The organism is Cytobacillus sp. FSL W7-1323 (genome assembly GCF_038595015.1).
Taxonomy (GTDB): Bacteria; Bacillota; Bacilli; order Bacillales; family Cytobacillaceae; genus Cytobacillus; species Cytobacillus kochii.
Window position 1 is genome coordinate 4,324,635 of record NZ_CP151998.1, and the last position, 21,531, is coordinate 4,346,165.

The 21,531-nt window shown below is 37.0% G+C and carries 21 protein-coding genes; 5 read left to right on the top strand and 16 right to left on the bottom strand.

Features of this window, described 5'->3' with window-relative positions:
• Positions 1 to 53 precede the first annotated feature (53 nt).
• Both MKX67_RS21960 and MKX67_RS21965 read right to left on the bottom strand, forming a co-directional pair.
• A complete protein-coding gene (locus MKX67_RS21960; RefSeq protein WP_095371540.1) occupies positions 54 to 566 on the bottom strand; it encodes a hypothetical protein in 513 nt (170 codons plus the stop codon).
• Between the two features lie 45 nt (positions 567 to 611).
• Positions 612 to 1,913, bottom strand: coding sequence for an HD domain-containing protein (locus tag MKX67_RS21965; RefSeq protein WP_095371539.1), 1,302 nt, complete (start codon positions 1,911 to 1,913; stop codon positions 612 to 614).
• A 356-nt stretch (positions 1,914 to 2,269) separates the two neighbouring features.
• Between MKX67_RS21965 and MKX67_RS21970 the strand changes: the two genes are divergently transcribed.
• Complete coding sequence (locus tag MKX67_RS21970; RefSeq protein ID WP_095371537.1) at positions 2,270 to 3,001, top strand: RsfA family transcriptional regulator; 732 nt, start codon at positions 2,270 to 2,272, stop codon at positions 2,999 to 3,001.
• Between the two features lie 212 nt (positions 3,002 to 3,213).
• Here the strand turns inward: MKX67_RS21970 and MKX67_RS21975 are convergent, their stop codons facing one another.
• Positions 3,214 to 4,056, bottom strand: coding sequence for a lipoate--protein ligase family protein (locus tag MKX67_RS21975; protein WP_322909851.1), 843 nt, complete (start codon positions 4,054 to 4,056; stop codon positions 3,214 to 3,216).
• A 27-nt stretch (positions 4,057 to 4,083) separates the two neighbouring features.
• Positions 4,084 to 5,061, bottom strand: a complete 978-nt coding sequence (gene pta, locus MKX67_RS21980) for a phosphate acetyltransferase (protein ID WP_095371535.1) — start codon at positions 5,059 to 5,061, stop codon at positions 4,084 to 4,086.
• A gap of 289 nt (positions 5,062 to 5,350) precedes the next feature.
• Here pta and hemQ point away from each other — a divergent pair, with 289 nt between their 5' ends.
• From hemQ to gerQ, 3 genes are all read left to right on the top strand, one after another.
• Positions 5,351 to 6,103 (top strand): hydrogen peroxide-dependent heme synthase, encoded by a 753-nt coding sequence (gene hemQ / locus MKX67_RS21985; RefSeq protein ID WP_095371534.1) that lies wholly within the window; start codon positions 5,351 to 5,353, stop codon positions 6,101 to 6,103.
• A 135-nt stretch (positions 6,104 to 6,238) separates the two neighbouring features.
• Positions 6,239 to 6,661, top strand: a complete 423-nt coding sequence (locus MKX67_RS21990; protein ID WP_095371533.1) for a cell wall hydrolase — start codon at positions 6,239 to 6,241, stop codon at positions 6,659 to 6,661.
• Between the two features lie 20 nt (positions 6,662 to 6,681).
• Positions 6,682 to 7,122: a spore coat protein GerQ gene (gene gerQ / locus MKX67_RS21995; protein ID WP_322909852.1), complete on the top strand. Its 441-nt coding sequence runs from the start codon at positions 6,682 to 6,684 to the stop codon at positions 7,120 to 7,122.
• A 326-nt stretch (positions 7,123 to 7,448) separates the two neighbouring features.
• Here the strand turns inward: gerQ and MKX67_RS22000 are convergent, their stop codons facing one another.
• From MKX67_RS22000 to MKX67_RS22010, 3 genes are all read right to left on the bottom strand, one after another.
• Positions 7,449 to 7,820: a DUF423 domain-containing protein gene (locus MKX67_RS22000; protein ID WP_095371531.1), complete on the bottom strand. Its 372-nt coding sequence runs from the start codon at positions 7,818 to 7,820 to the stop codon at positions 7,449 to 7,451.
• 62 nt (positions 7,821 to 7,882) lie between these two features.
• The gene (locus tag MKX67_RS22005; protein WP_157733858.1) at positions 7,883 to 8,167 is read right to left on the bottom strand and encodes a YwdI family protein; all 285 of its coding nucleotides are present in this window, start codon (positions 8,165 to 8,167) and stop codon (positions 7,883 to 7,885) included.
• A gap of 260 nt (positions 8,168 to 8,427) precedes the next feature.
• Positions 8,428 to 9,093: a uracil-DNA glycosylase gene (locus MKX67_RS22010; protein ID WP_322909853.1), complete on the bottom strand. Its 666-nt coding sequence runs from the start codon at positions 9,091 to 9,093 to the stop codon at positions 8,428 to 8,430.
• A 122-nt stretch (positions 9,094 to 9,215) separates the two neighbouring features.
• Between MKX67_RS22010 and MKX67_RS22015 the strand changes: the two genes are divergently transcribed.
• Positions 9,216 to 9,851: an aspartate/glutamate racemase family protein gene (locus tag MKX67_RS22015; RefSeq protein ID WP_095371527.1), complete on the top strand. Its 636-nt coding sequence runs from the start codon at positions 9,216 to 9,218 to the stop codon at positions 9,849 to 9,851.
• Positions 9,852 to 10,019: 168 nt separating this feature from the next.
• On the opposite strand, the gene MKX67_RS22020 is transcribed toward MKX67_RS22015, so the two are convergent.
• From MKX67_RS22020 to MKX67_RS22060, 9 genes are all read right to left on the bottom strand, one after another.
• Positions 10,020 to 11,246 carry an MFS transporter gene (locus MKX67_RS22020; RefSeq protein ID WP_095371526.1) on the bottom strand — a complete coding sequence of 409 codons (1,227 nt, stop codon included), beginning with the start codon at positions 11,244 to 11,246 and terminating at the stop codon, positions 10,020 to 10,022.
• Between the two features lie 112 nt (positions 11,247 to 11,358).
• Complete coding sequence (locus MKX67_RS22025; RefSeq protein ID WP_322909854.1) at positions 11,359 to 14,439, bottom strand: efflux RND transporter permease subunit; 3,081 nt, start codon at positions 14,437 to 14,439, stop codon at positions 11,359 to 11,361.
• Positions 14,440 to 14,585: 146 nt separating this feature from the next.
• Positions 14,586 to 14,981, bottom strand: coding sequence for a 3-hydroxyacyl-ACP dehydratase FabZ family protein (locus tag MKX67_RS22030; RefSeq protein ID WP_095371524.1), 396 nt, complete (start codon positions 14,979 to 14,981; stop codon positions 14,586 to 14,588).
• Between the two features lie 4 nt (positions 14,982 to 14,985).
• Positions 14,986 to 15,240, bottom strand: coding sequence for an acyl carrier protein (locus tag MKX67_RS22035; RefSeq protein ID WP_095371523.1), 255 nt, complete (start codon positions 15,238 to 15,240; stop codon positions 14,986 to 14,988).
• 4 nt (positions 15,241 to 15,244) lie between these two features.
• A complete protein-coding gene (locus MKX67_RS22040) occupies positions 15,245 to 16,285 on the bottom strand; it encodes a ketoacyl-ACP synthase III (RefSeq protein WP_095371522.1) in 1,041 nt (346 codons plus the stop codon).
• Positions 16,286 to 16,294: 9 nt separating this feature from the next.
• Positions 16,295 to 17,971 (bottom strand): thiamine pyrophosphate-binding protein, encoded by a 1,677-nt coding sequence (locus MKX67_RS22045; RefSeq protein WP_322909855.1) that lies wholly within the window; start codon positions 17,969 to 17,971, stop codon positions 16,295 to 16,297.
• On the bottom strand, positions 17,964 to 19,190 hold the full coding sequence (locus MKX67_RS22050; RefSeq protein WP_095373583.1) for an aldehyde dehydrogenase family protein: 1,227 nt from the start codon (positions 19,188 to 19,190) through the stop codon (positions 17,964 to 17,966). The genes MKX67_RS22045 and MKX67_RS22050 overlap by 8 nt, the downstream gene beginning before the upstream one ends.
• Positions 19,172 to 20,608, bottom strand: a complete 1,437-nt coding sequence (locus MKX67_RS22055) for a class I adenylate-forming enzyme family protein (protein WP_322909856.1) — start codon at positions 20,606 to 20,608, stop codon at positions 19,172 to 19,174. The genes MKX67_RS22050 and MKX67_RS22055 overlap by 19 nt, the downstream gene beginning before the upstream one ends.
• Positions 20,609 to 20,621: 13 nt before the next feature.
• Positions 20,622 to 21,530 carry a hypothetical protein gene (locus tag MKX67_RS22060; RefSeq protein ID WP_095371519.1) on the bottom strand — a complete coding sequence of 303 codons (909 nt, stop codon included), beginning with the start codon at positions 21,528 to 21,530 and terminating at the stop codon, positions 20,622 to 20,624.
• Position 21,531 lies beyond the last annotated feature (1 nt).

Consider the following 21,531-nt stretch of genomic DNA (forward strand, 5'->3'; position numbering starts at 1 on the left):
TCATTTTCACACGAGCATATATATGAACAACCTCAATATTAAAAAGACCGCTCCTATGATAGGATAGCGGCTTTTGTATTTAAGGCATCGATATAGTGATAAGCTTGGTTAATCTCTTCTTCTGTATATCGTTGTTTGCTTTTGAGCGTGAAGATCTTTTCCTTTACTTCTTCTTTAGGCAGTTCCTCGAAGTATAAGACAGTGGATACTAGCTCTAGAAATCTTGCTGATTGGCCATTCATATCAACGAGACAGTCTTTTAAATGAGGCATACTTACTTCATTTAATTCTAGAAATTCTGTTCCCGATTCGGTTAGTGTATAACGATATTGATAGTATCCACCTTTTTTTTCTTTAATTTCATTCAAGAATCCCATATTGCATAGCTCTTCAATACGAAGAGTGAGTTCTTCTGAATAAGGTCCATAAAAGTGAAAGGCAAATTTCTCATGAAAAGGGTAATTGATTTTTTTTGCAATGTAAATCATTTTTTGTAGCTTTTTACGGCCGACAATTTCATCCGAGGCAGCAATGGCATGAATGATTTTTGCATGGTCTTTCAGCACATTGATTCATCTCCTAATTATTTATTACGTTCCATTCGAACTTTTTTATTCTAAGTCTAGTAATTTTCGTATTTGTTTCTTAATCTCTTTATGTGGCCCTTCATCATGAAGGAGATTGGCAGGATAGTATAATTTATGATCGGTCCTTCTTTTACCTGAGATAGCATCAACAATCGATGATTCCCGAGATAATTCCCTTACCTCTCCATTTTTCGATAATAAATGAATCGGTAAACGCTCCTCTTCTTCACCCGGTCGATAAAAATCATAAGGTAAATCAGAGGAAGAATCGACAACTAAGTAATATTCAGGGTCAATTCCCGCTTTTAAAAATAAGATAGACAGCTCTGACAGTTTCTTATATTCCTTGGCTGGGTCAAATTCAACATACTTAAAGAGATGACGGTCTAAGAAACGTTGCGCTAAATCACTTAAAATCTCATCTTCTTCCCACTGCCACATTTGGAAATAGTATAGAACAATTGATTCATCCAGATGAATGTAATCATCCACCGTTATTTCGCCTTTAAATAAAGAATAAAAATGAGCAGGGGCTTGTTTGAACTGATAAGATTCTTCATATAGAGCCTTTGCCCTATGGAGTATTTTTGTTAAGATCACCTCTGCACTTCTCGTTACAGGGTGAAAATACACTTGCCAATACATTTGGTATCGACTCATTATGTAATCCTCAACAGCATGCATGCCACTTTGTTTAATCACAACCTGGTCTTCCCTTGGCCTCATCACTCGTAAAATACGTTCCATATCAAAATGACCATAACTCACGCCTGTAAAATAGGCATCTCTTTGTAAGTAATCCATCCGGTCGGCATCAATTTGACTAGAGATTAAACTGATAACTAATTTGTTTTTAGACGTTTTCGCAATTATTTCTTCTACTTTTTTTGGAAAATCATCACTTACTCTTCTTAACACATTGTTGACTTCTGTGTTACTGAGAATAATTTTCTTTGTAAAATTTTCATGATCTAAGCCAAATACCTTTTCAAAAGAATGCGAGAACGGCCCATGACCTAAATCATGTAACAATGCTGCACAAAGGGTTAATAAACGATCGTCATCATTCCACTCTGGACGTCCTTTGAAGACATCATCGACAATTCGCCTAACAATTTCATAGACACCAAGCGAATGATTAAATCGGCTATGTTCCGCTCCGTGAAAGGTAAGAAAGGTTGTTCCTAATTGTTTAATCCTTCTTAGACGTTGGAATTCTTTAGTACCAATCAAATCCCAGATAAGACGATCTTTCACGTGAATATAACGGTGAACAGGATCTTTAAATACCTTTTCTTCAGTTAATTTTTCTGTCGCATATGACATCATGACACCTCCCTTTTTATATAGACATAACCAATATATTAACTTCTTTTTTTACCTTTAAACATTTGATTGCTCTTCATCAGTTTTTTTTTACTTCCCCTATTATATCTTTCTCTTTCTCTTGTTTCACCCCCCGAATGTAATAGACCAACCTCTCCTGCACATACGAACCCCTGTCCTAGTTGTTTTTTGGCGAAATGAGAATTTTTTTCGACATTTTTAACATGATTTACCATACGTATCTATTAGAAACCATCTTCTACTATCCTTTCAAACATAGAATGTATAAAACCTTGTATTCTTGACAATCCTATTGCTAAAGCTTAACTATTATAAAAATTTAGGGAGTTGAGATCATGAAAGTACGTCAAGATGCATGGTCAGAGGAAAATGATTTATTATTAGCAGAAACGGTTTTAAGGCATGTCCGTGAAGGTAGTACGCAATTAAATGCATTTGAAGAAGTTGGAGATAAGTTGAATCGCACATCAGCAGCTTGCGGGTTTCGCTGGAATGCAGTTGTACGGCACCAATATGAAAAAGCCCTTCAACTAGCAAAAAAACAACGAAAGCAACGACAAAGAATGCTTGGCAAAGAGCAAGGTGGAAAGAAAAAACTATTATATTCACCACCAGTTCCTACATTAGATGACGTAGAAACAGCGATGGAGCCGATGAATGATTTGCTATTTGAAGAACCTGAAGTCACAACACCTAATGCGGCTCCTACTGAAGAAGTGAAGACACCTGTATTCAAAACGGAGGAAACTTCATCATCTAATATGACGATGGCAAGTGTCATTCAATACCTTGAATCATTAAGTCACTCAAGTATTAAACTGGATATCTTAAAAAATGAGAATGAAAGACTTAAGCGCGAGAATGCTTCTTTAAAGGCTAGAAACCAAGAATTAGCGGCAAGAGTAAGCAAGCTAGAGCAGAATAGTGTCACTATCCAAGAAGATTACGAGACATTAATGAATATTATGAACCGTGCTCGAAAATTAGCGATTTTAGATGATGAGGAAAGAACCGCCACTAAATTCAAAATGGATCGTAATGGCAATTTAGAAAAACTAGCAGAATAAATGATTAGACTGTGGTTTACCACAAACACATACAAAAATAACTGAGTAAAAGGCTGAACCAGCTTACTCAGTTATTTTCTATTTAGCGTGACTTACTAGATTAAGATTTATTCGTACATTTGATAGGCCCTCCACCAGTGGTAAAACGAGCAAAAGAGCACCTGTTTTCATTCTAAAATCTGCAAATTATTCGGGAGTTGCCTGGACCCATATTATTTCTTGTTCATGATTTTTTCGTTTCTATCGACTACACGGTCGAAATAGTTTTCAAACATTGGTGCTTCAGTGACGGTTAACTGACCTGAATGAAGCGTGCCACTATGTTTCTTTAATGTTTGTAGGAAGCGGAGCATCACATCTTCTATGGTGAATTCCGTTTGGAGTAGTTCAGCTAGCGAAGCCATCACTGTTGGATCAATGTCAGGATAAGTAAACTTAGTCTTCTCATCCTCTTTACTAATACGGTAAAATTCTTGAATGATCTGCGCTCGTTCACTGCCGCTGCCATTTACACAAAGGTAGATTTGCACAGCGACACCCTTTCTCAATCTGCGTTGTGAAATGCCTGCAAATTTCTGGTCGCCAATGCTTAGATCATAACTCCCCGGACAGTAGGACTTGGTGATCTCTTTCGCTTCAATTTCTACGGGAAAATCGGCGAACATTTCTTTCACTAAAAACCACATCGCATCATATCCACGGTTAATATCAATACCTTTTTCCGTTTCCTGCAGCACTAAAGTAATATTCAAGACACCTTCATCGAGAACAACCGCAAGCCCACCTGAATTCCGCACAATACAGTCATAACCTTGTTGCTGTAAAAATTGAACCCCTGCGTTAATAAAAGGCAGTTTTGTATCTTGAATACCAAGTACGACTGTGCGGTCATGCACCCAGCTTCTCGCAGTAGCAGGAGAGAGTCCCGCCCCAACCGAAGCGCATAAAGTATCATCCATACCGAAAGAGTGAAGTGCACTGACAAATCGCCCTGATTGCGACTGATCAATTATACGCCATTCTTTTTGTTCTAATAAATTTAAAGCCTCTTCCATTCCTTCTGCTCCTTTACCATTTAAGAACTATTCGACTAAAGCTTGGCTAGCCGTAATAATCGCAAGCTTATAGACATCTTCCTCATTACAACCGCGGGAAAGATCATTAACCGGTTGATTCAAACCTTGTAAAATCGGACCTACCGCTTCAAATCCACCTAATCTTTGCGCTAACTTATAGCCAATATTTCCTGCTTCGAGGCTTGGGAATACAAAGACATTTGCTTGTCCATTGATTGGTGAACCCGGCGCTTTTTTCTCTGCGACAGAAGGTACGAACGCTGCGTCAAACTGAAGCTCTCCATCAATGACAAGCTCTGAATTTTTTTCTTTTGCCATAGTTACTGCCTCAATGACCTTATCAGTTTCTGGAGAATTTGCAGATCCTTTTGTCGAAAAGCTCAACATAGCCACACGAGGATCAATATCCATCATTTTTGCTGTTTTTGCACTCTCTACAGCGATTTCTGCTAATCCTTCTGCATCAGGGGAAATATTGATCGCACAGTCAGCAAAAACATATTGTTCTTCCCCACGAACCATAATAAATACACCAGAGGTCCTTTTCACCCCTGCTTTTGTTTTAATAATTTGTAATGCCGGTCTGACAGTGTCTGCTGTTGAATGTGCCGCTCCACTTACCAAGCCGTCCGCTTTGTTTGCATAAACAAGCATCGTTCCAAAATAGTTTTCATCCAAAAGAATTTCCTTTGCTGCTTCCGCTGTTACTTTCCCTTTTCTCCGGTCGACAAATACAGGAAGCAATTCATCCATATACTCACTATTTTTTGGGTCAATGATTGTACAATTTTCTAAAGAAACCCCTAATTTAGTGGCCTGATTAGTAATTCCCTCTTCATCTCCAAGTAAAATAGGTACAAGAATGCCTTCCTCAGCTAAGCGACTGGCAGCAATAAGAATTCTATCGTCTGTACCTTCAGGAAAAACGATTTTCAAGCTCTTCCCGTTTATTTTTGCTTTCATTATTTCAAATAAGTTGCTCATATTAAGCCCCTCCAATTAATCATTTAAATGCAATTATTTCTTCTCTTCTTCCATTACAATAGACCGCTCGTTAAATAGCAATAGAAAAGGCAAATGTCGGTTAATTCCAAAAAATGAATTCTCTTAAATAAAACAGTGCACTGAAGCTCTTCATTCATATCATACTTATAACCTATCCATTAAGCAAAATAACTAATCAACACTAGCTAGTTTTAATCGTGTGGTTTGCTGGCTAAACTATGGTATAGTAAACATGAAGTAAATAGTACATATATGAGGAGCGATGACAATGAACGAAGCAGCAAAAACTCTTGACGGCTGGTATTGTCTCCATGACTTCCGTGCCATCGATTGGACTACATGGAAAATGATTTCTAGCGATGAGCGTGAAGCCGCTATTCACGAATTTCTATCACTGGTTGATAAATGGAACACCACGCAAGCTGCCGAGCAAGGTAGCCATGCACTATATACAATTGTCGGTCAAAAAGCAGACTTTATGATGATGCTTTTACGCCCAACAATGGAAGAATTAAATGAGCTAGAAAACGAATTCAATAAAACAAAATTAGCAGAATATACGATTCCGACTTTCTCTTATGTTTCTGTCGTAGAATTAAGTAACTATATGGCAGGAGATTCTAATGAAGACCCTTATCAGAATCCTCATGTGAGAAGTCGACTATATCCAACACTTCCACAAGCGAAATATGTTTGTTTCTATCCAATGGATAAGCGTAGACAAGGTGAGGATAACTGGTATATGCTCCCAATGGATCAACGTCGTGAATTAATGCGCAGCCATGGTCTCATCGGGCGCTCTTATGCTGGCAAAGTTAAACAAATCATCACTGGCTCAGTTGGATTTGACGATTATGAGTGGGGCGTCACTTTATTTGCCGACGATGTGCTACAATTCAAAAAGCTCGTATACGAAATGCGTTTTGATGAAGTAAGTGCTCGTTACGGAGAGTTCGGTGCCTTCTATGTAGGCAACCTATTACCAGAAAGTGGCTTAAGTAAGTTTTTACATGTTAATTAATCGATATTGTTCCCGTCAATTTATTGGCGGGAGTTTTTTTGTCATAAAAGAAAAGGCTTATACATAGTTATAAATAGTGAGTTTATGAATAAGCCTCTATCTAGCAACATGGCAAAACTTTTAAGAGGTGATTGTATGGGCGTGATAGCCTACACAGAAGCAGATGTAAAGCTACTAGCAAGACTTTTGCGTGCAGAAGCAGAAGGTGAAGGAAATCTTGGTATGTTAATGGTTGGCAATGTCGGCGTCAATCGCGTCCTTGGTAATTGCTTGGATTTTAAAGACATTACATCCATTAGGCAAATGGTTTTTCAAAATCCTGGTGGGTTTGAAGCAACGCAGAAAGGCTATTTTTATCAAGCGGCACGATCGAATGAATTGAACTTAGCAAGAAGAGTTTTAAAAGGCGAAAGGCAACACCCTGCTAGTAATGCTTTATGGTTTTTTAGACCAGGTGGCGATTGTCCAGCACAATGGTATAACCAATGGAATTCAGGTAGGTTCAAATCACACTGTTTCTATATCCCTACCGAATCAGATTGCCCATCTGTTTATTAATTTATTTGGAGGGAAGTGCAATGACTCAACAAGGTTATCCTTATTATGGTGGGTATCCCCAACAACAACAGCAATACAGCAACCAATATCAGCAGCAGCCTCAACAGAATTACAACACTCAACCACCTCAAGTAAACATACCAACACAAGGGATGCCAACAAACGTTCAAGGTCAAACAACAGGTCAACTGCCAATGGAACAATCCTTTATTGAAAATATTCTCAGATTAAATCGCGGCAAGCTTGCATCCATTTATACAACATTTGAAAATAATTCACAATGGAATGCCAAAGTGTTTAAAGGAATCATTGAAGCAGCTGGACGTGATCATGTCATTATTAGTGACCCCGAAACGGGTGAGCGCTACTTAATCCCAATGATTTATTTAGATTATGTTGTTTTTCCTGAGGAGATTGAATACTATTATCCAGCACAATTAACACAATACAACCCAAGGTAAGCAGAAAAGCGGAAGGCGCCCGCCTTTCGGCGACAAGCATAAGACGAGCCGGCGGAAAGGTTGTTCTTTAACCTTTTTGACGGATTAGCTTATGACCTCGAGCTCCATGACGCTGGAGCTAGACATGATGAAAAGCGGAAGCGGCTCGCTCTGGAGCGACAAGCATAAGACGAAGATGGCTGTGAGGTTGTCCTTTACCTCATAGACAGCTTTGACTTATGACCTCGAGCTCCATGACGCTGGAGCTAGACATGATAACTCATTGAACAATTTTATACTTTCTTTTGAAAAAGGGCTGAACATCATAAATGTTCAGCCCTTCATTATTATAGGTGTTTTACAGCAAATACAAGAATAAGTACCCAACCTACAAGGAATGCTACACCACCAATAGGTGTAATGGCGCCTAATATGGATATTTTCGTTAATGCTAAGATATATAAACTTCCAGAGAAAAATAAGATACCAAATGCCATTAACCAGCCCGACCAAGTTAATAAGGAGGAGTCTGGCATTTTCGATAATAATAAAGCAACAATAAAAATTCCAATAGCATGGAACATTTGATATTGTACAGCCGTTTGCCAATTATCCATATACTTGCCTACTACTTTACCTTCTAAAGCATGGGCACCAAATGCACCAAATGCAACTGCTAGAAAGGCAAAAATCGCCCCAATAATGATGAAAAGCTTCATTTATTTTCAGCCTCTTTCTTTTAAGTATATATTTAGTATAACAGGTAAAGCAAAGCCACTCCTTAAAAGTCAAAAATTGACTCACCGTTTGCCTCATCACCCATTTTCATTGGTTTTTCATTCAGGCTTACCTGTTGAGGACTGGGGATATTCGTCTGGGTAGTTACCATCGGTTGTTGCTGCGTTTGCGCCGCCCGGACTGCTCCCGTTGATTGTTGATCAAGAATCACTTCACACAACGTTTTAATAGCATGGACTCTTTCTCTTACTGCCGATTCATTTAACCCCTTCGCCTCACTAATCTCAGCTTCCATTTTACTTAGCATTTTCTCGATTGAAATACTCATGTATTCACCTACTTCATCTACCATCTTTTTCTTCTTATAGTGTATCAGTTCTTCTTTTCAAAACGCAAACACGATTGCCCTGACGCAGTATGAACCTCCATCGATGGCCATTTTTTTGTTTTAAAACCAAATGCCTTGCAGCCTCTGGGAAATCTTTGATCCCATGTAACATAGAAAAATTTACATTTGACACAGCTTACCTTTTTCTCCGGCATTTCGACAGCACCCCTCTCGTTTCACGTGAAACATGACGAAAAGTCTTATAAATTGTCTATTTTCCAATCTATCGGTTTCTCTCCCCATTCTAACAATTTTTGATTAATTTTTGAGAATGGCTTGCTACCAAAGAAGCCTCTATGAGCAGATAACGGACTCGGATGGGGCGCGAGGATAGTGGCATGTTTTTCTGTATTAATTAACTTTAACTTCGCTTGCGCGGGCTTCCCCCACAACACAAAAATAATAGGCTTCTCTCTATGATTTAAAGAAGTAATAATATGATTCGTAAACTCTTCCCACCCTTGTCCACGATGAGCATTGGCCTCTCCTTCTCTTACTGTTAATACCGTATTTAATAATAATACCCCCTGCTTCGCCCAAGAAATGAGGCAACCATGGTTAGGTATGGGACAACCAATATCTGCTTCTAATTCTTTATATATATTTCGTAGAGACGGAGGTATTTTCACACCAGGTTGTACCGAAAAGCTTAAGCCATGCGCCTGATTGGCACCATGATATGGGTCTTGACCAAGGATAACCACCTTTGTCTCTTCAAAGCTCGTATATTCCAATGCATTAAAGATATTTCCCTTTACAGGATAAATCGTATGATGCCGATATTCCTGTTCTAAAAAGCTCATCAACTTTTGGAAGTAAGGCTTTTCTTTCTCCGGAGAAAGTCTATTCTGCCAATCCGAATTCATCTCTTTCTCTCCTTCATTAGTTTTTATACTATTTTCATTGATTATTAGATATACTATAGAGAATACAATTAACTGCTCGGAAATGAAAGCACGAAAGCGGAAAGGATGAGGTGATAGATAAAATGAAGGTTGCCTTAATACACGCAACAACGACTGCTTTAAAGCCTATAGAAGAAGCGTTTAGAAAAGTGGCGCCTGAGGTTGAATTATTACATTTCATGGATACTCACTTACTGACGATGATTGAAGAAAGCGGCTCATTGACACCAGAAATTGCTCGGCGCTTTTCAAAATCTGTCTCTTTAGCAGCGGAAGCTCGCCCTGATTGTATTCAGCTAACTTGTTCGGCATTCAATCCTTTAACAGCTATCCTTCAACCACTTTGTCGAGTGAAAATGTTCCGTTCAGACGAAGCGATGCTAGATGAGGCTTTAGAATATAATCGTATCGGTTTAATCTCTACCGTCAGAGAAACACCCGAAGCGCTAATTAATTACCTACAAGCACGTCAACCGAACTGTGCCATTGAATCTGTTGTTGATCCTGGCATCATCCATCTACTTTTTGAAGGGAAAAAAGAAGAGCATGACGAAAGAGTCAGGAGAATGGTGGCGGAAATGGATGGAAAGGTAGATGTCATCGTCCTCTCGCAATACAGCATGGCACATGTAGCTAACCAAGTAACACCCAACACCCCTATTCTTGTTGCACCGGAAGCAACTGCGAAACGGTGTTTTCAATATATACTGCAAAAATGATTTAAGAAACAAGCATAACCACTGCTTGTTTCTTTTATTCACTAAATTGCTCTACTGTTCATTTTTATTAAGAAATGTTTGTATCGATACGGATTCAAATGAAGCCACCTATTCACAAGGAATGATAAATTCATATAGTAGTTGCTCACTATTTAGTAGCTTCACACATTAAACATTTCTAGCTTGTCCTGGTTCATTCAATGACTGCTGCTTTGTGTTTCGTAAAATAATCGCCAAAGCAACAAGGAATAAACAAGCAGACACTTGAAAGATAAAAGTTACTGATACCACACTTTTTAATATGCCTACTAATGTTATACTCATTACCATAGACCCACTAAACAGAGGCACTAAAATACCGTTGACCCTCCCTATAAGATGATCATTCGTATTTTTTAATACCATTGTATGAATGCCAATTTGAATAACCGGAAGAAATACCCCATATAAAAATTGTCCTAATAGTGTTAGCATAAGTACTGTTGAATAGCCAATTATACTTATAGATATCGCGGTCATTGCCACTCCTATTGCTAAAAACTTCATCGGTTGTATCTTACTAGATAAAGTAAATGATATTACTCCACCAATCACCATTCCTAAGCCATTTATCATGAGAAGCCACTGTAAATACTCTGTTCCTAATGACAATTTTTCCATGACAATAAAAATGTTCATTGGTTGAATGAGCCCTACTGCTAGTCCTGCAAATAAGAAACATGCTCCCAGCGCTTTTAATTGATTATTTTTAAGGACGTATTTTATTCCACCCCTCATATCATCCAAAATATTGGCTATATGTATGGACGACTCCCTTTCAATATTTTTACTCTCTGTAATGAAAAACAACGAAAAAGCAGATAATAGAAAGGCACTTCCAGTTATTAAAATGGAAGGGAGAAGGCCTAAGTTTTCATAAACAATGGTACCAATGACCGGCCCCATTATCATAAAAACAGCAGATAAGGTTTGATAAAGAGACATCGCAGGCTGTAATAGTTTGTCTGGGAGATTTTGCTTAAATAACTTCATACCCGCTGGTTGTGAAAGCTGGGAAAGTACTGCAGAAATTAAAGTAATAAAAAAGACAACTTTCCAAGTACTAAAAAGTAGCGCAGCAAAAATAGCAAAAATTGATATTGCCGTAAGAATATCACACCATACCATCGTCTTCTTTGGTCGCCAACGGTCTGCAAATGTTCCTCCTAGGAAAGAAAACAAGAAAATGGGGGCATACTCCGCAAGCATAATAAAAGAAATGGCTATAGCGTTCCCATTCGTTTGTTCAGTAACAAATAGTAATATCGAAAAGTTCCTAATCCAAATACCCATTTGAAGAAATAAGGCAGAGAAAAGGATACAATAAATAAAGCGGTTATTAAAAATTGAACTCACCTTTCATTCTCCTTTTTGAATACTTTCACACAAATTTAAAAGCATAAACAGATCTTATTCTCGTCCAAAATACCCACAGAATTGAGAAAAAGAAAGCCTAGTGAAAACACCACTAAGCCTCAATGTTTACTTCTTCTTTTTGAGCTCTTTTCTTTTTAAACTTCTTTTTCATCTTCATTAAAGCTTCATAAACAACTGGAACTACAATCAAAGTGAGTATTGTTGAAGTTGTAAGACCACCAATGACTGTTATCCCTAACCCCCTCGAAATTAAGCCACTTCCATCCGTCTCACCAGTAAACACAAGTGGAACCAATGCCCCTACAGTTGCAAAAGCGGTCATTAATATCGGTCTCAAACGTGTTGTACCCGCTTCTAATATTGCCTCCCTTAAATCAATACCTTCTTTTTCATTCTGAATAATTCTCGCCACTAAAACGATCGCATTTGTTACAACTATTCCGATTAACATTAAGGCACCAATCATTACTGAAATACTAATTGGTTCTCTAGTTAACAAGAGTCCAACCAAACTCCCAATAATTGCATATGGCAAGGAGAATAGGATAGCAAATGGTGCTAGACCACCTCCAAATGTGACAATTAAAACGAAAAATACAACGAAGATAGCAAGACCTGAAGCAATAATTAATTGATTAAAAGAGTCTTCAATTTGATCTGAAACACCGCCAAATTCGAGGTTGACTCCATTCCCAAATGAAATCCCTTTTAATTCACTTTCTAAACCTTTGATTGTCTTATTGATATCATTGCTTTGAACATTAATCGTTACTTCACCATATTGCTTGCCATTACGATTGTATATAGCTGAGGGAGCTTCTTGCTCAATAAGTTCTGTCACCTCTGATAGTTCTATCTCTTCACCAGACAAAGTGGAAATAGGCAACTTAAGATAATCCTCCTGTTTTTCAATCGCTTTTGCTGTATTCAAGTAAACAGGTAAGTCGTCTCCTTCCTCATTTATAGTGGTGAGTCTCATGTCAACCCCTCCACCTAGTGCTGAATAAACCTGTTCTGGGTGCACACCATTATCAATTAATTCATCCAGTTTCAGCTGAAAACCAAGCTTATCATGCAACTCAGAGACATTAGTTTTTATGCTCTTTACTTCTTCTCTATTTGATAGTTTATCTTCAATCTGACCTATTGACTGATTAATCTCTTCAAAATTATTACCGTAAACATAAATATTCATTTGACTATTGCCTGAACCAGAATCCTGAAAACTCCATTCTCCCTCGGTTTGCTTCCGAATTTCAGCAGAGATTACTTCCTGCTCTTTTCCAAAGTCTTCAACGCTTCCTTTATATTTAATGAAGAATAAAACTTGTCGCGTATCCGCTGGGTTAAGTGGATTTCCTCCACCTTGTGATGATTGAACGAGCTCAATATGTTCCCTGCCAAGCAAATAATCTTCTACAGTCTCCACTTGCTCATTAATTTCTTCTCTTGTATCACCTGTTTTTGGATCATAAGTGATAATAAGTAAATTATTTTCATCTTCTTGTATGAAGGTGACGCCAATAAATGGAATCAAAAACAAACTACCAATTAAAAGAATATTGATACATGTGAAAGATACGATTTTATGATTAAGACTCCATCTTAGTATCTTTCTATACGTTTCTCCTTTATGTTTCTTATCTCTAGAAGCACGCTTTTCAACTTTTCTACTCATCATAAAATGAGCCATCATTGGCACAATTGTTATAGAAACTAACAGTGAGGCTAAAAGGGCAAATACGATTGTTAATCCAAAAGGATAAAATAGTTCTCCTACTGGACCATCAACAAGCCCTAATGGAAGGAACACTGCAATTGTTACAATCGTAGAGGACATAATTGGTGAAAACATTTCCTTTGTAGCTGCTACAATTAATGCATTTCCACTCAATGGTTCTTTAGATAACTTTATTTTTCTATGAATGTTCTCAATAACAACAATTGAGTCATCAACTACTCTTCCAATGGCAACTGTCATCGCTCCAATTGTCATTAAGTTCAAGCTAATTCCAATTCGATGAAGTAACAATAATGCAATGAGTAATGATAGTGGAATTGAAATAACCGATATAAGGGTAGATTTTATATCTCTCAGAAACAGTAATATAATCAATACTGCAAAGGCGGCTCCTATTAGAGCCTTTTTGAACATCATACTGATGGAATCTTTTATTGGATCGCCACTATTCAATACTGTTTCAAATGTTAAACCGTCATACTGTTTTTCTAATTCATCCATTTTATTGGTTATTGCGTCAATAATTTCAACCGTATTCCCGTTTACTCCTTGTACTACTTGGATACCAATTGACTCTTCCCCATTAAATCTAGAGATGGACGAAGAGCTTTGCTCTAACTCAATTTCGGCAATATCATTAAGGGTAGGTGTTGCTTCTGCTGTTTGATCTACTCCTTCTATTACAGATTGCGGATTAATTGGCACACTAATATCCTTTAGTTTTTCTATATCCAATTCGCTTTGAATCGCAACGACCTTTTCTTGATTATCAACCTCTTTCACGCCTAATGAAAATTCATTTAACACGCTATTCAAATATTCTGCTACGTCTTGATCACGCAGTTGATATTCTTGTAGTCTTTCCGGTAAAAGATTGATTCTGACCTCTTTCGTCTCATTCCCAACGATATTTACTGTAGAGATTCCCTGAATTTCTTCAAAAGCCGGCTGTATTTCATTTTTTACGAGATTGCTTACTTCCGAAAGGTTACTATTCTGATTTAATACGGATACTACTAAAATTGGTAAATCATTAAAGCTAAGTCTCGCAACCTTTGGTGTCTGGGCATCCTCCGGAAGATTCAGGTTTTTTATCGTTTCTTCAATTTCCTGCTCTGCTTCCTTAAGATCCTTGTCAAATCCATATTCTACTTGGATCGATGACGCGTCTTGCATGGAAGTTGATACCACATTTTTTACCCCATCTAAATTCCGCACACCATTTTCTATCTGATTGGTAATTTTATCCGAAACTTCTTCAGACGATGCACCGGGATAAATAGTTGTAATATCAACGATTGGCTCATTAATATTTGGGAGTTGCTCCATTTTCATTTGAAAGGCAGAAAACATACCAAAGACTATAATAAAGATTGTGACGATCCAAATTGCGAGCTTGTTCTTAATTGAAAAATTAATGATTGACTTCATTCTTCGACTCCTTCTATATTTTACTTATTATCACCTACAAACACCTCTCTATTGTATTCAGTTTGAACAACAAAAAGATTAGAGTATCACGCAAATTTCGCCTGTTATTAAAAAATGCTAAAAACCTCCTAAAAAAGGAGGTTTTTTCATAGGTAAACAGTTGTAATTTCATCTATAGAAACAATTACAGAACCATTAACTGAAGCAATACCCTTCCCTTTCATTAATCCATTTCTTATCCTTGTAACCTCAAAGTACAAATCTAACTTATCCCCTGGATAGGCTGAACCATGTATTTGAGCGCCATTAATCCCAGCTAATATTTCATATTTTTCTGATTTTTCAATACGGACAAAAGCGCCTATTTGACCAATTGCTTCAATAATAAGTGTAGAGGGCATACTTTTTTGACTTTCACTGATAAACCATTCGTTATTGCTTATATTTTTATAACCCTTTACCCACTTCATCGGGTCTCTTTCAACTACTCGATCTACGTATAGGAAAGGGTATTTGTGCGGTAAATACGATAAGCTTTCCATAACCTTAAACAGATTCAGATTTTTTTTGTTTCTCAATAAAACTAATAATATTATTGATAGTCATAAAGGAATCAGTATCTAGTGTGCTATATTCTAAGCCAAATTCTTTTTTTAATTCATTAATGAAAACCAAAACATCCATAGAATCTAAACCATATACTGAATCTGGCCCAAATAAATAGCTATCATCCAATAATTCCTCCGGTTTAATGTCCATTTTGTAGACCTCAATAAATTTTTCTTTTATTTTTTCTTTCATTTTCCTAACCCCTTTTCTCATTTTTAGTATATTTTAAGCAGATAGAACCCCATAAGAAACCCGCACCAATAGCTGAAAGAACAATCGTATCATCCTCTTTCACTTTTCCATCTTTCAAGGCTTTATATAAAACTGAATATAATGTCGCTGAACCAGTATTGGCATATTCTTGTACAGTTATGGTCGTTTTTTCGAGTGGGACATTTAAATCATGCATAACTTCTTTTACTATATTAAGATTTGCCTGATGGACTAAGAAATGATCAATATCACCTATTGTTAATCCTGCAGATAATATGGCTTCCCTTATAGAGGTTGGAACTACTCTTGTTGCAGTATTCCAGACTTCACGACCATTCATCTTAACAAATTGGCTTGTTCTATAATCTTCATTTTCACCCAATGGTACTGTCCCGCCTCCAGGGATTTGAACTGCATAATTAAGCTCTGAATCTAAATGGAAGGAAAGAATGCCTTCACCCTCTCTTGTTTTTTGCAACACCATTGCTCCAGCTGCATCACCAAAAAACACACGTGTAGTGCGATCCTTTGGATCACTAATCCTCGAAAGGATTTCACAACCGATCACTAATACATTTTTCACATTGCTATTTTGGAGTAGATGAGTCCCGACATACATAGCATATATCCCACCTGCACAGCCACTTTGCGTAAGATCAATCGGAATCGCTTTTTCTGCACCTATTTTTTCTTTGATAATCATTGCAGTTGAAGGTAATGCTTGATCAGGTGATGTAGTGGTTACAATAATGGCATCAATCTCTTCTGCTTGAATATCGGCATCCAAGAGTGCCTCCGCCGCTGCACTTGCACAGAGGTCAGAAGTCACATACTCATCTTCTAAGTACCTCCTTTCCTTTATTCCGGTTTTGTCCTGTATCCATTGATCACTTGTATCTAGTTCTTTCACCAGATCTTCATTTTTTACAATTTTGCCTGGTACACGAAATCCTATCCCTTGAATATTAACTGGGATTTCTAAACCCGTTTGATTCAATATTTTTTCAGTGAGTAATGCTTCCATTTACCTTATTCACCTCTCCTTTATTGGAAAATCCCCATATATATCTTTTAAAGCAGATGCTACATCATTTACTTGTACAAAGCATTCTAGTATAACTGATTTACCTACTCTATACGCAGCCATAGCTTCTTTAATTGAATCTACGAGTTCATGACAGGATTTTACTTGTAGGTGATGCAGATTTGAATGTACACCTATAAGCGCCGATTCCTCTTCATGAATAAAAACGGAAGATGCCCCATTATTTTTATTTTGATAAGCTAACCATCCATATCCACCATTATTTAAAACAACATATATGATGGGAATTTTATTTTGTACTACAGTTGAAAGATCGCTTTGGAAAAGATTAAATGCACCGTCTCCTACTATAGCCACAACCATTTTGTCTTTTTGAGCTTGGGCAACCCCTACTGCTGCTGCTGCTCCAAATCCTAAAGGCGTTTGTTCGCTAGGAGTAATAGCATCCTGACCCGCTTTTAGAGCATGATAAGGATAAAAATAACTCCACATGTCTTGCAAACCATTTTCATGAACAAAAACAACCTCTTTAGGTAAATAACTATTTAACACGTTAAGAATGTCAGCAACCCTTAATTGATTATAATGATAAGTTACTGCATCCTTTTCTCTAAAGAGATGATTCTTTAAATTTTCCGCAAATTCTATCCACTGATATGAATCTTCTCTTGGAATACTAGTCTCCATTAATTTACTTAAAATTTCTTCTGCATCCCCCTGGAGATTAAAACTATCATACAAAAGATTGAAACCTTGCTCACTGATATTAATTTGAATCATTTTATTTGCTTTTAGTGAGGCTTCCCAACCGAAAGTAGCTGTTTCTTCGAGTCTACTACCCACTGATATAAATAAATCTGATTGTGTGATAAGTTCCATCATATGAGCTGGACAATATAATCCTGCTAAACCACAAAAAAGAGGATCCTCTTCAGAAATCGCACCACGTCCTGAAGCTGTTACAAAGATAGGTGCCCTAAGCCATTCCGCAAATGCCTTTAATATATGTCTATCTCTTCCCCGTTTCGTTCCGCCCCCGTAAATGATGATCGGTTTTGTTGATTCTTTAATCATCCTTCTTGCTTTGTTTATATTTTCTACATCTGCAGAAAGCTTTGAATGAATGGTAGGTATATATGAGGAAAATTCATTTTTCTGCACCTGTTGAAAACCAATGTCCTCTGGTATTTCTATATAAACAGGTCCAGGTGATCCTGATGTGGCAAGAAATATTGCTTTCTTCATTACCCAATGAATTGAATCAGCGCTCTCCACACGGTGGGCCCACTTTGCTAGAGGAGACACAACTTCGTATTGATTAGCTTCCTGGAAGGACCTATTAAAGCCATATTTTTCTGTTTTAGTGCTAGTTGCAATGATTAAAACCGGTGCACATTGTGCATCTGCCTCAAGGACACCCGTCATACAATTCATCATTGCTGGTCCTTTTCCAACAACACATACACCTAATTGATTCATGGCCAAACTATAACCAGTTGCCATGAACATCGCATTTCTTTGATCCTTTGTTATTAAAAAATTAATGTTATTCTTTTTTATTTCTATCATTAGTGCAAGATCATCACTAGGTAAACCAAAAACTTGAGTTACTCCATTGCATTTTAGGGCTTGTGTAATTGCATACCACACTGTATTACTAGTCATGCTTCGACTCCCAATAATCATGGAGGATTTTCGAAAGTAAAATAGGCTTAATGATTAATTGACCTTTATAAGAAACATAATTAGCCATCGGACCATAACCTCCGAACGGGGCATTTCCATTTTCTATATCTAATAAGGTTTCATTTATTGATACCGTATGCCTCTTATGTAATGCATCGATTAAATTTTTATTGCAATCTCCATACACCGTTGCCCCCATCGCTCTCTCAAGAAAATAACCTGTATTAAAAACCTCCAAGATTTCGTCAACATTCTTATACGTAACCACATTAAAGATAGGAGAAAAGAATTCAGCCATTGGCAAATCATCCTCTATTTTGCTTAACAAGATCGTTGGTTCTATTCTTCTTTCACGATAATGAATATTACCTCCTGAGTAGATATAGTTACTAAATTGATTTAAATGTACGGCCACAACGTCTATTGCAGATAGGTAGTGAATAGGGCCATAATCCATTACTTCGTCCTTATTGCTACCGAATTTGAGTATCTCTAATCTTTGTTTTAACATTGAAACGAATGGTTCTTTCAAATGTTCTGGCACATAAATAACATCTGGACCTAAGCAGTCTTGCCCGGAATTATATGTCCGTATAGAAACAAGGTCATTGATGGATTTTTCTACATCCGCTGATTCAGTTAAGATAAATGGATTGACTCCGTGACCAAAGAAAACAAAGAATTGATCTTCTGAAAGTTGGAATTTAATTTCCTCAGCATTTTTATAGGCACCAGTAAAAATGACTAGTTCCGCCTGTAGAGCTGATTCTTTAATGTACTTTCGATGAGACAATTCTAATAAGTGAATAGGCAACTGATGTATTTCTTTTAACAAATTGTGTAGCTTTCTAACTTGTTCAATAACAAGCCCTGATCCCCTAAATTCAATTTTTTCTACATAAAGCGAAGGGATTAACAAGTAGAGGACATATGAGTATAACAAAACGTTTGATGGCATAAATACTGACATACTATTCAATGTTGGTGGCCTATTTTCATTGACCTCTGCAATCGCGCGGGTGAGAGCTTGAATAGATATATTTATTTCATCTTTAGCTGTATGATAAGGTGAAACCTCTGTCAATATTTCCATCATACATTCTCTGTTTTTTTCGAGATATTCAATTGTACGCTCAATCGCTTCCTTTCTCTCCAGAACTAAAGATGGGAAAGAATCAACTATGATAGTGCTATGCAATTTGAATCCTCCTCTCTATTTTGATTCCATTGTGATGCAAGTTTTTGTAATCCAACCTGATCAACCTTTCCATTTAACAAGTATGGAAATTCCTTTAACACTAAGATTTTATTTGGCTGATAGAAAGGATCTATATGTGTATAAATATTTCGTTTAATTTCAGCTATTTTTGCAGGATCTTCCTCTATAAAGATAAGTACATATGAATCTTTCTTTTCGTCTCTAAAGGAAAAGACCTTCCCTCTATATCCCAAAGAATCAAATATTTCTTTTTCAATTGTTGCTGGGTATATGAGATAACCTTTCCTTAGGAACCCCTCCCCTTTTCGCCCAACTACGTAAAGATGCTGATCTTGTGTCATATATCCCAAATCACTTGTACGATACCATCCATCTAGAAAGGCTCTTTCTGTTTCTTTCTTTAAACCAAGGTATCCTTCCATTAATCCGGGGCTTTTTATTAACACTTCACCAATGTTTCCAGTTGGAGCTTCTTTTCCATATTCATCCATTATCATTATTGTTACACCCTCTAAAGGTTTACCGCAGCCTTTCTCGTTACCTGTATTTAAAGCTATATTTCCTGCTTCAGATAGACCATAGCCGTCAAGCAAGGGCCTGCCTACATAACCTTCAAAATCAGCAGCTAATTTAGCCGATAATGGAGAACCTCCAATACACCACAATCTAACACTTGATCTTTTTAAATCATTTCTAACCTCTTGCCTTTTTTCCATTAGCTGTATTAAAACATGATACGTAGAAGGAATAGCATCAACAACCGTTACTTTGTAATCAGAAATAGCCTTTAGAATTTTCCTTACTTTCTTGTAATCACATAAGACCAAATGACAATCCATCATCCACCAAATGAACACTAAAGATAATCCGTAAAAATGCGAAAAAGGAATAACCGGTAATAATATGTCGTTTCGAAGGTAGCACATGCTTTTCATCGTACTTTCTAAATTGATAAACATGGACTGTCCAGACTTTATTATTGCTTTTGATTGTCCCGTTGAGCCTGATGTATATAGTATTAGTGCATCCTTTCTTGATTTCCATTTTTCGATATTTAATTTAAATTCTATATACGATATTTCATCTGATGATGCCAATGACTTTATACTTATTGAATTCACGATAGGCAAATCACGATCTATTAAGCAAATCTTTGCATTGGTTTCTTCCATAACTCTCTTAATTTTTTGTTCACCTACCTGTCCATCTAGAAGTATAATGGAGCAGTCTAAATGGATTAGTGAAAATAGGGTAACAATAAACTCATAAGAATTTTCTGCGGAAATTACAACTCGATCTCCACTGGAGATACTGTGAAAAGATAAACTTTCGATAGATTGTCTTATATCGTGGAAGAGTATTTGTTTTGTATAGGATCCACTCTCTGTAAATATCATTTTATTCCGTCCTTTAATGGGTCACTGCCTGTTTAATTATCGAATCAGGATCAACCTTAATGGTCTTAATTTTATTTTTCAGAAGTTGGTAAAATAAATTTTTAGGACCTACAACATACACCTCTTTGATTCCGAGAGATTCCATCTGTTCAGTTACTAAGTCCCAACGTACAGGGAGGTCATATCCTTCCGACATCATCACTTTTAATTGCTCTGACTGATTAATTAATCTTCCATCTACATCCGAGATGATGGGTAGAGTAGGGGGCTTAAATTGAACATTAGCAAAAACTTCCCTTTCTACATCTAGTCGTAAAGGAGTTAATACCTCACTATGGATTGGATGTCCCATAGTATGAAGAGAAAAACACTTTGGCCTATTATTTAAGGTTCTTTTTAATAGATCAATTGTAGAAGCGCTACCGCAAAAACACATTACACTCTCCATATTTCCAACCAATTCTAAAAAATGCCCTTTCGACTTGAAATCCTCAATGATTTTATTGGACTCATTCAATGAAAGATTATAAACAAAGTGGGTTTTGAAATCCCCCAGCCGTTCATACCATTCACCTGATAATTTATTGGATTCTTTTGTTATCCATACAGCTTCTTTATAAGAAATGCTTTTCACGTAAATCGCTGCAACAATTCCACCAAAACTCGGACCAATTACCACTTGAGGAGAAAGGCTATATTCCTCATAGAAATGGTCTAACACAGCCATTGTATTGGCAAGGAAAGCACATTCCATCACTACGTAATCTTTATCTCCTACACTTTTGAAAGCCTCAATCAATGAAAAACCTAAAACTTCACTCGCCTCTTCAAATCTTCTTTTTGAAAATGGACTATTTTGCATAAAAGTTTTAATATCTTCATAGTATGATGGTGCTAAACCGGGAAACACTAGACCTATCATC

Bases quoted from the DNA above. Each gene is read 5' to 3' on its own strand.
- MKX67_RS22015 (WP_095371527.1), top strand. From the start codon at position 9,216: ATGAAGGTTGCCTTAATACACGCAACAACGACTGCTTTAAAGCCTATA.
- MKX67_RS22010 (WP_322909853.1), bottom strand. From the start codon at position 9,093: ATGAATTCGGATTGGCAGAATAGACTTTCTCCGGAGAAAGAAAAGCCT.
- MKX67_RS22060 (WP_095371519.1), bottom strand. From the start codon at position 21,530: ATGATAGGTCTAGTGTTTCCCGGTTTAGCACCATCATACTATGAAGAT.
- MKX67_RS21975 (WP_322909851.1), bottom strand. From the start codon at position 4,056: ATGGAAGAGGCTTTAAATTTATTAGAACAAAAAGAATGGCGTATAATT.
- MKX67_RS22005 (WP_157733858.1), bottom strand. From the start codon at position 8,167: ATGAGTATTTCAATCGAGAAAATGCTAAGTAAAATGGAAGCTGAGATT.
- pta (WP_095371535.1), bottom strand. From the start codon at position 5,061: ATGAGCAACTTATTTGAAATAATGAAAGCAAAAATAAACGGGAAGAGC.
- MKX67_RS21965 (WP_095371539.1), bottom strand. From the start codon at position 1,913: ATGTCATATGCGACAGAAAAATTAACTGAAGAAAAGGTATTTAAAGAT.
- gerQ (WP_322909852.1), top strand. From the start codon at position 6,682: ATGACTCAACAAGGTTATCCTTATTATGGTGGGTATCCCCAACAACAA.
- hemQ (WP_095371534.1), top strand. From the start codon at position 5,351: ATGAACGAAGCAGCAAAAACTCTTGACGGCTGGTATTGTCTCCATGAC.
- MKX67_RS21990 (WP_095371533.1), top strand. From the start codon at position 6,239: ATGGGCGTGATAGCCTACACAGAAGCAGATGTAAAGCTACTAGCAAGA.
- MKX67_RS22025 (WP_322909854.1), bottom strand. From the start codon at position 14,439: ATGAAGTCAATCATTAATTTTTCAATTAAGAACAAGCTCGCAATTTGG.
- MKX67_RS22045 (WP_322909855.1), bottom strand. From the start codon at position 17,971: ATGACTAGTAATACAGTGTGGTATGCAATTACACAAGCCCTAAAATGC.
- MKX67_RS22000 (WP_095371531.1), bottom strand. From the start codon at position 7,820: ATGAAGCTTTTCATCATTATTGGGGCGATTTTTGCCTTTCTAGCAGTT.
- MKX67_RS22030 (WP_095371524.1), bottom strand. From the start codon at position 14,981: ATGGAAAGCTTATCGTATTTACCGCACAAATACCCTTTCCTATACGTA.
- MKX67_RS22040 (WP_095371522.1), bottom strand. From the start codon at position 16,285: ATGGAAGCATTACTCACTGAAAAAATATTGAATCAAACGGGTTTAGAA.
- MKX67_RS22035 (WP_095371523.1), bottom strand. From the start codon at position 15,240: ATGAAAGAAAAAATAAAAGAAAAATTTATTGAGGTCTACAAAATGGAC.
- MKX67_RS22055 (WP_322909856.1), bottom strand. From the start codon at position 20,608: ATGATATTTACAGAGAGTGGATCCTATACAAAACAAATACTCTTCCAC.
- MKX67_RS21970 (WP_095371537.1), top strand. From the start codon at position 2,270: ATGAAAGTACGTCAAGATGCATGGTCAGAGGAAAATGATTTATTATTA.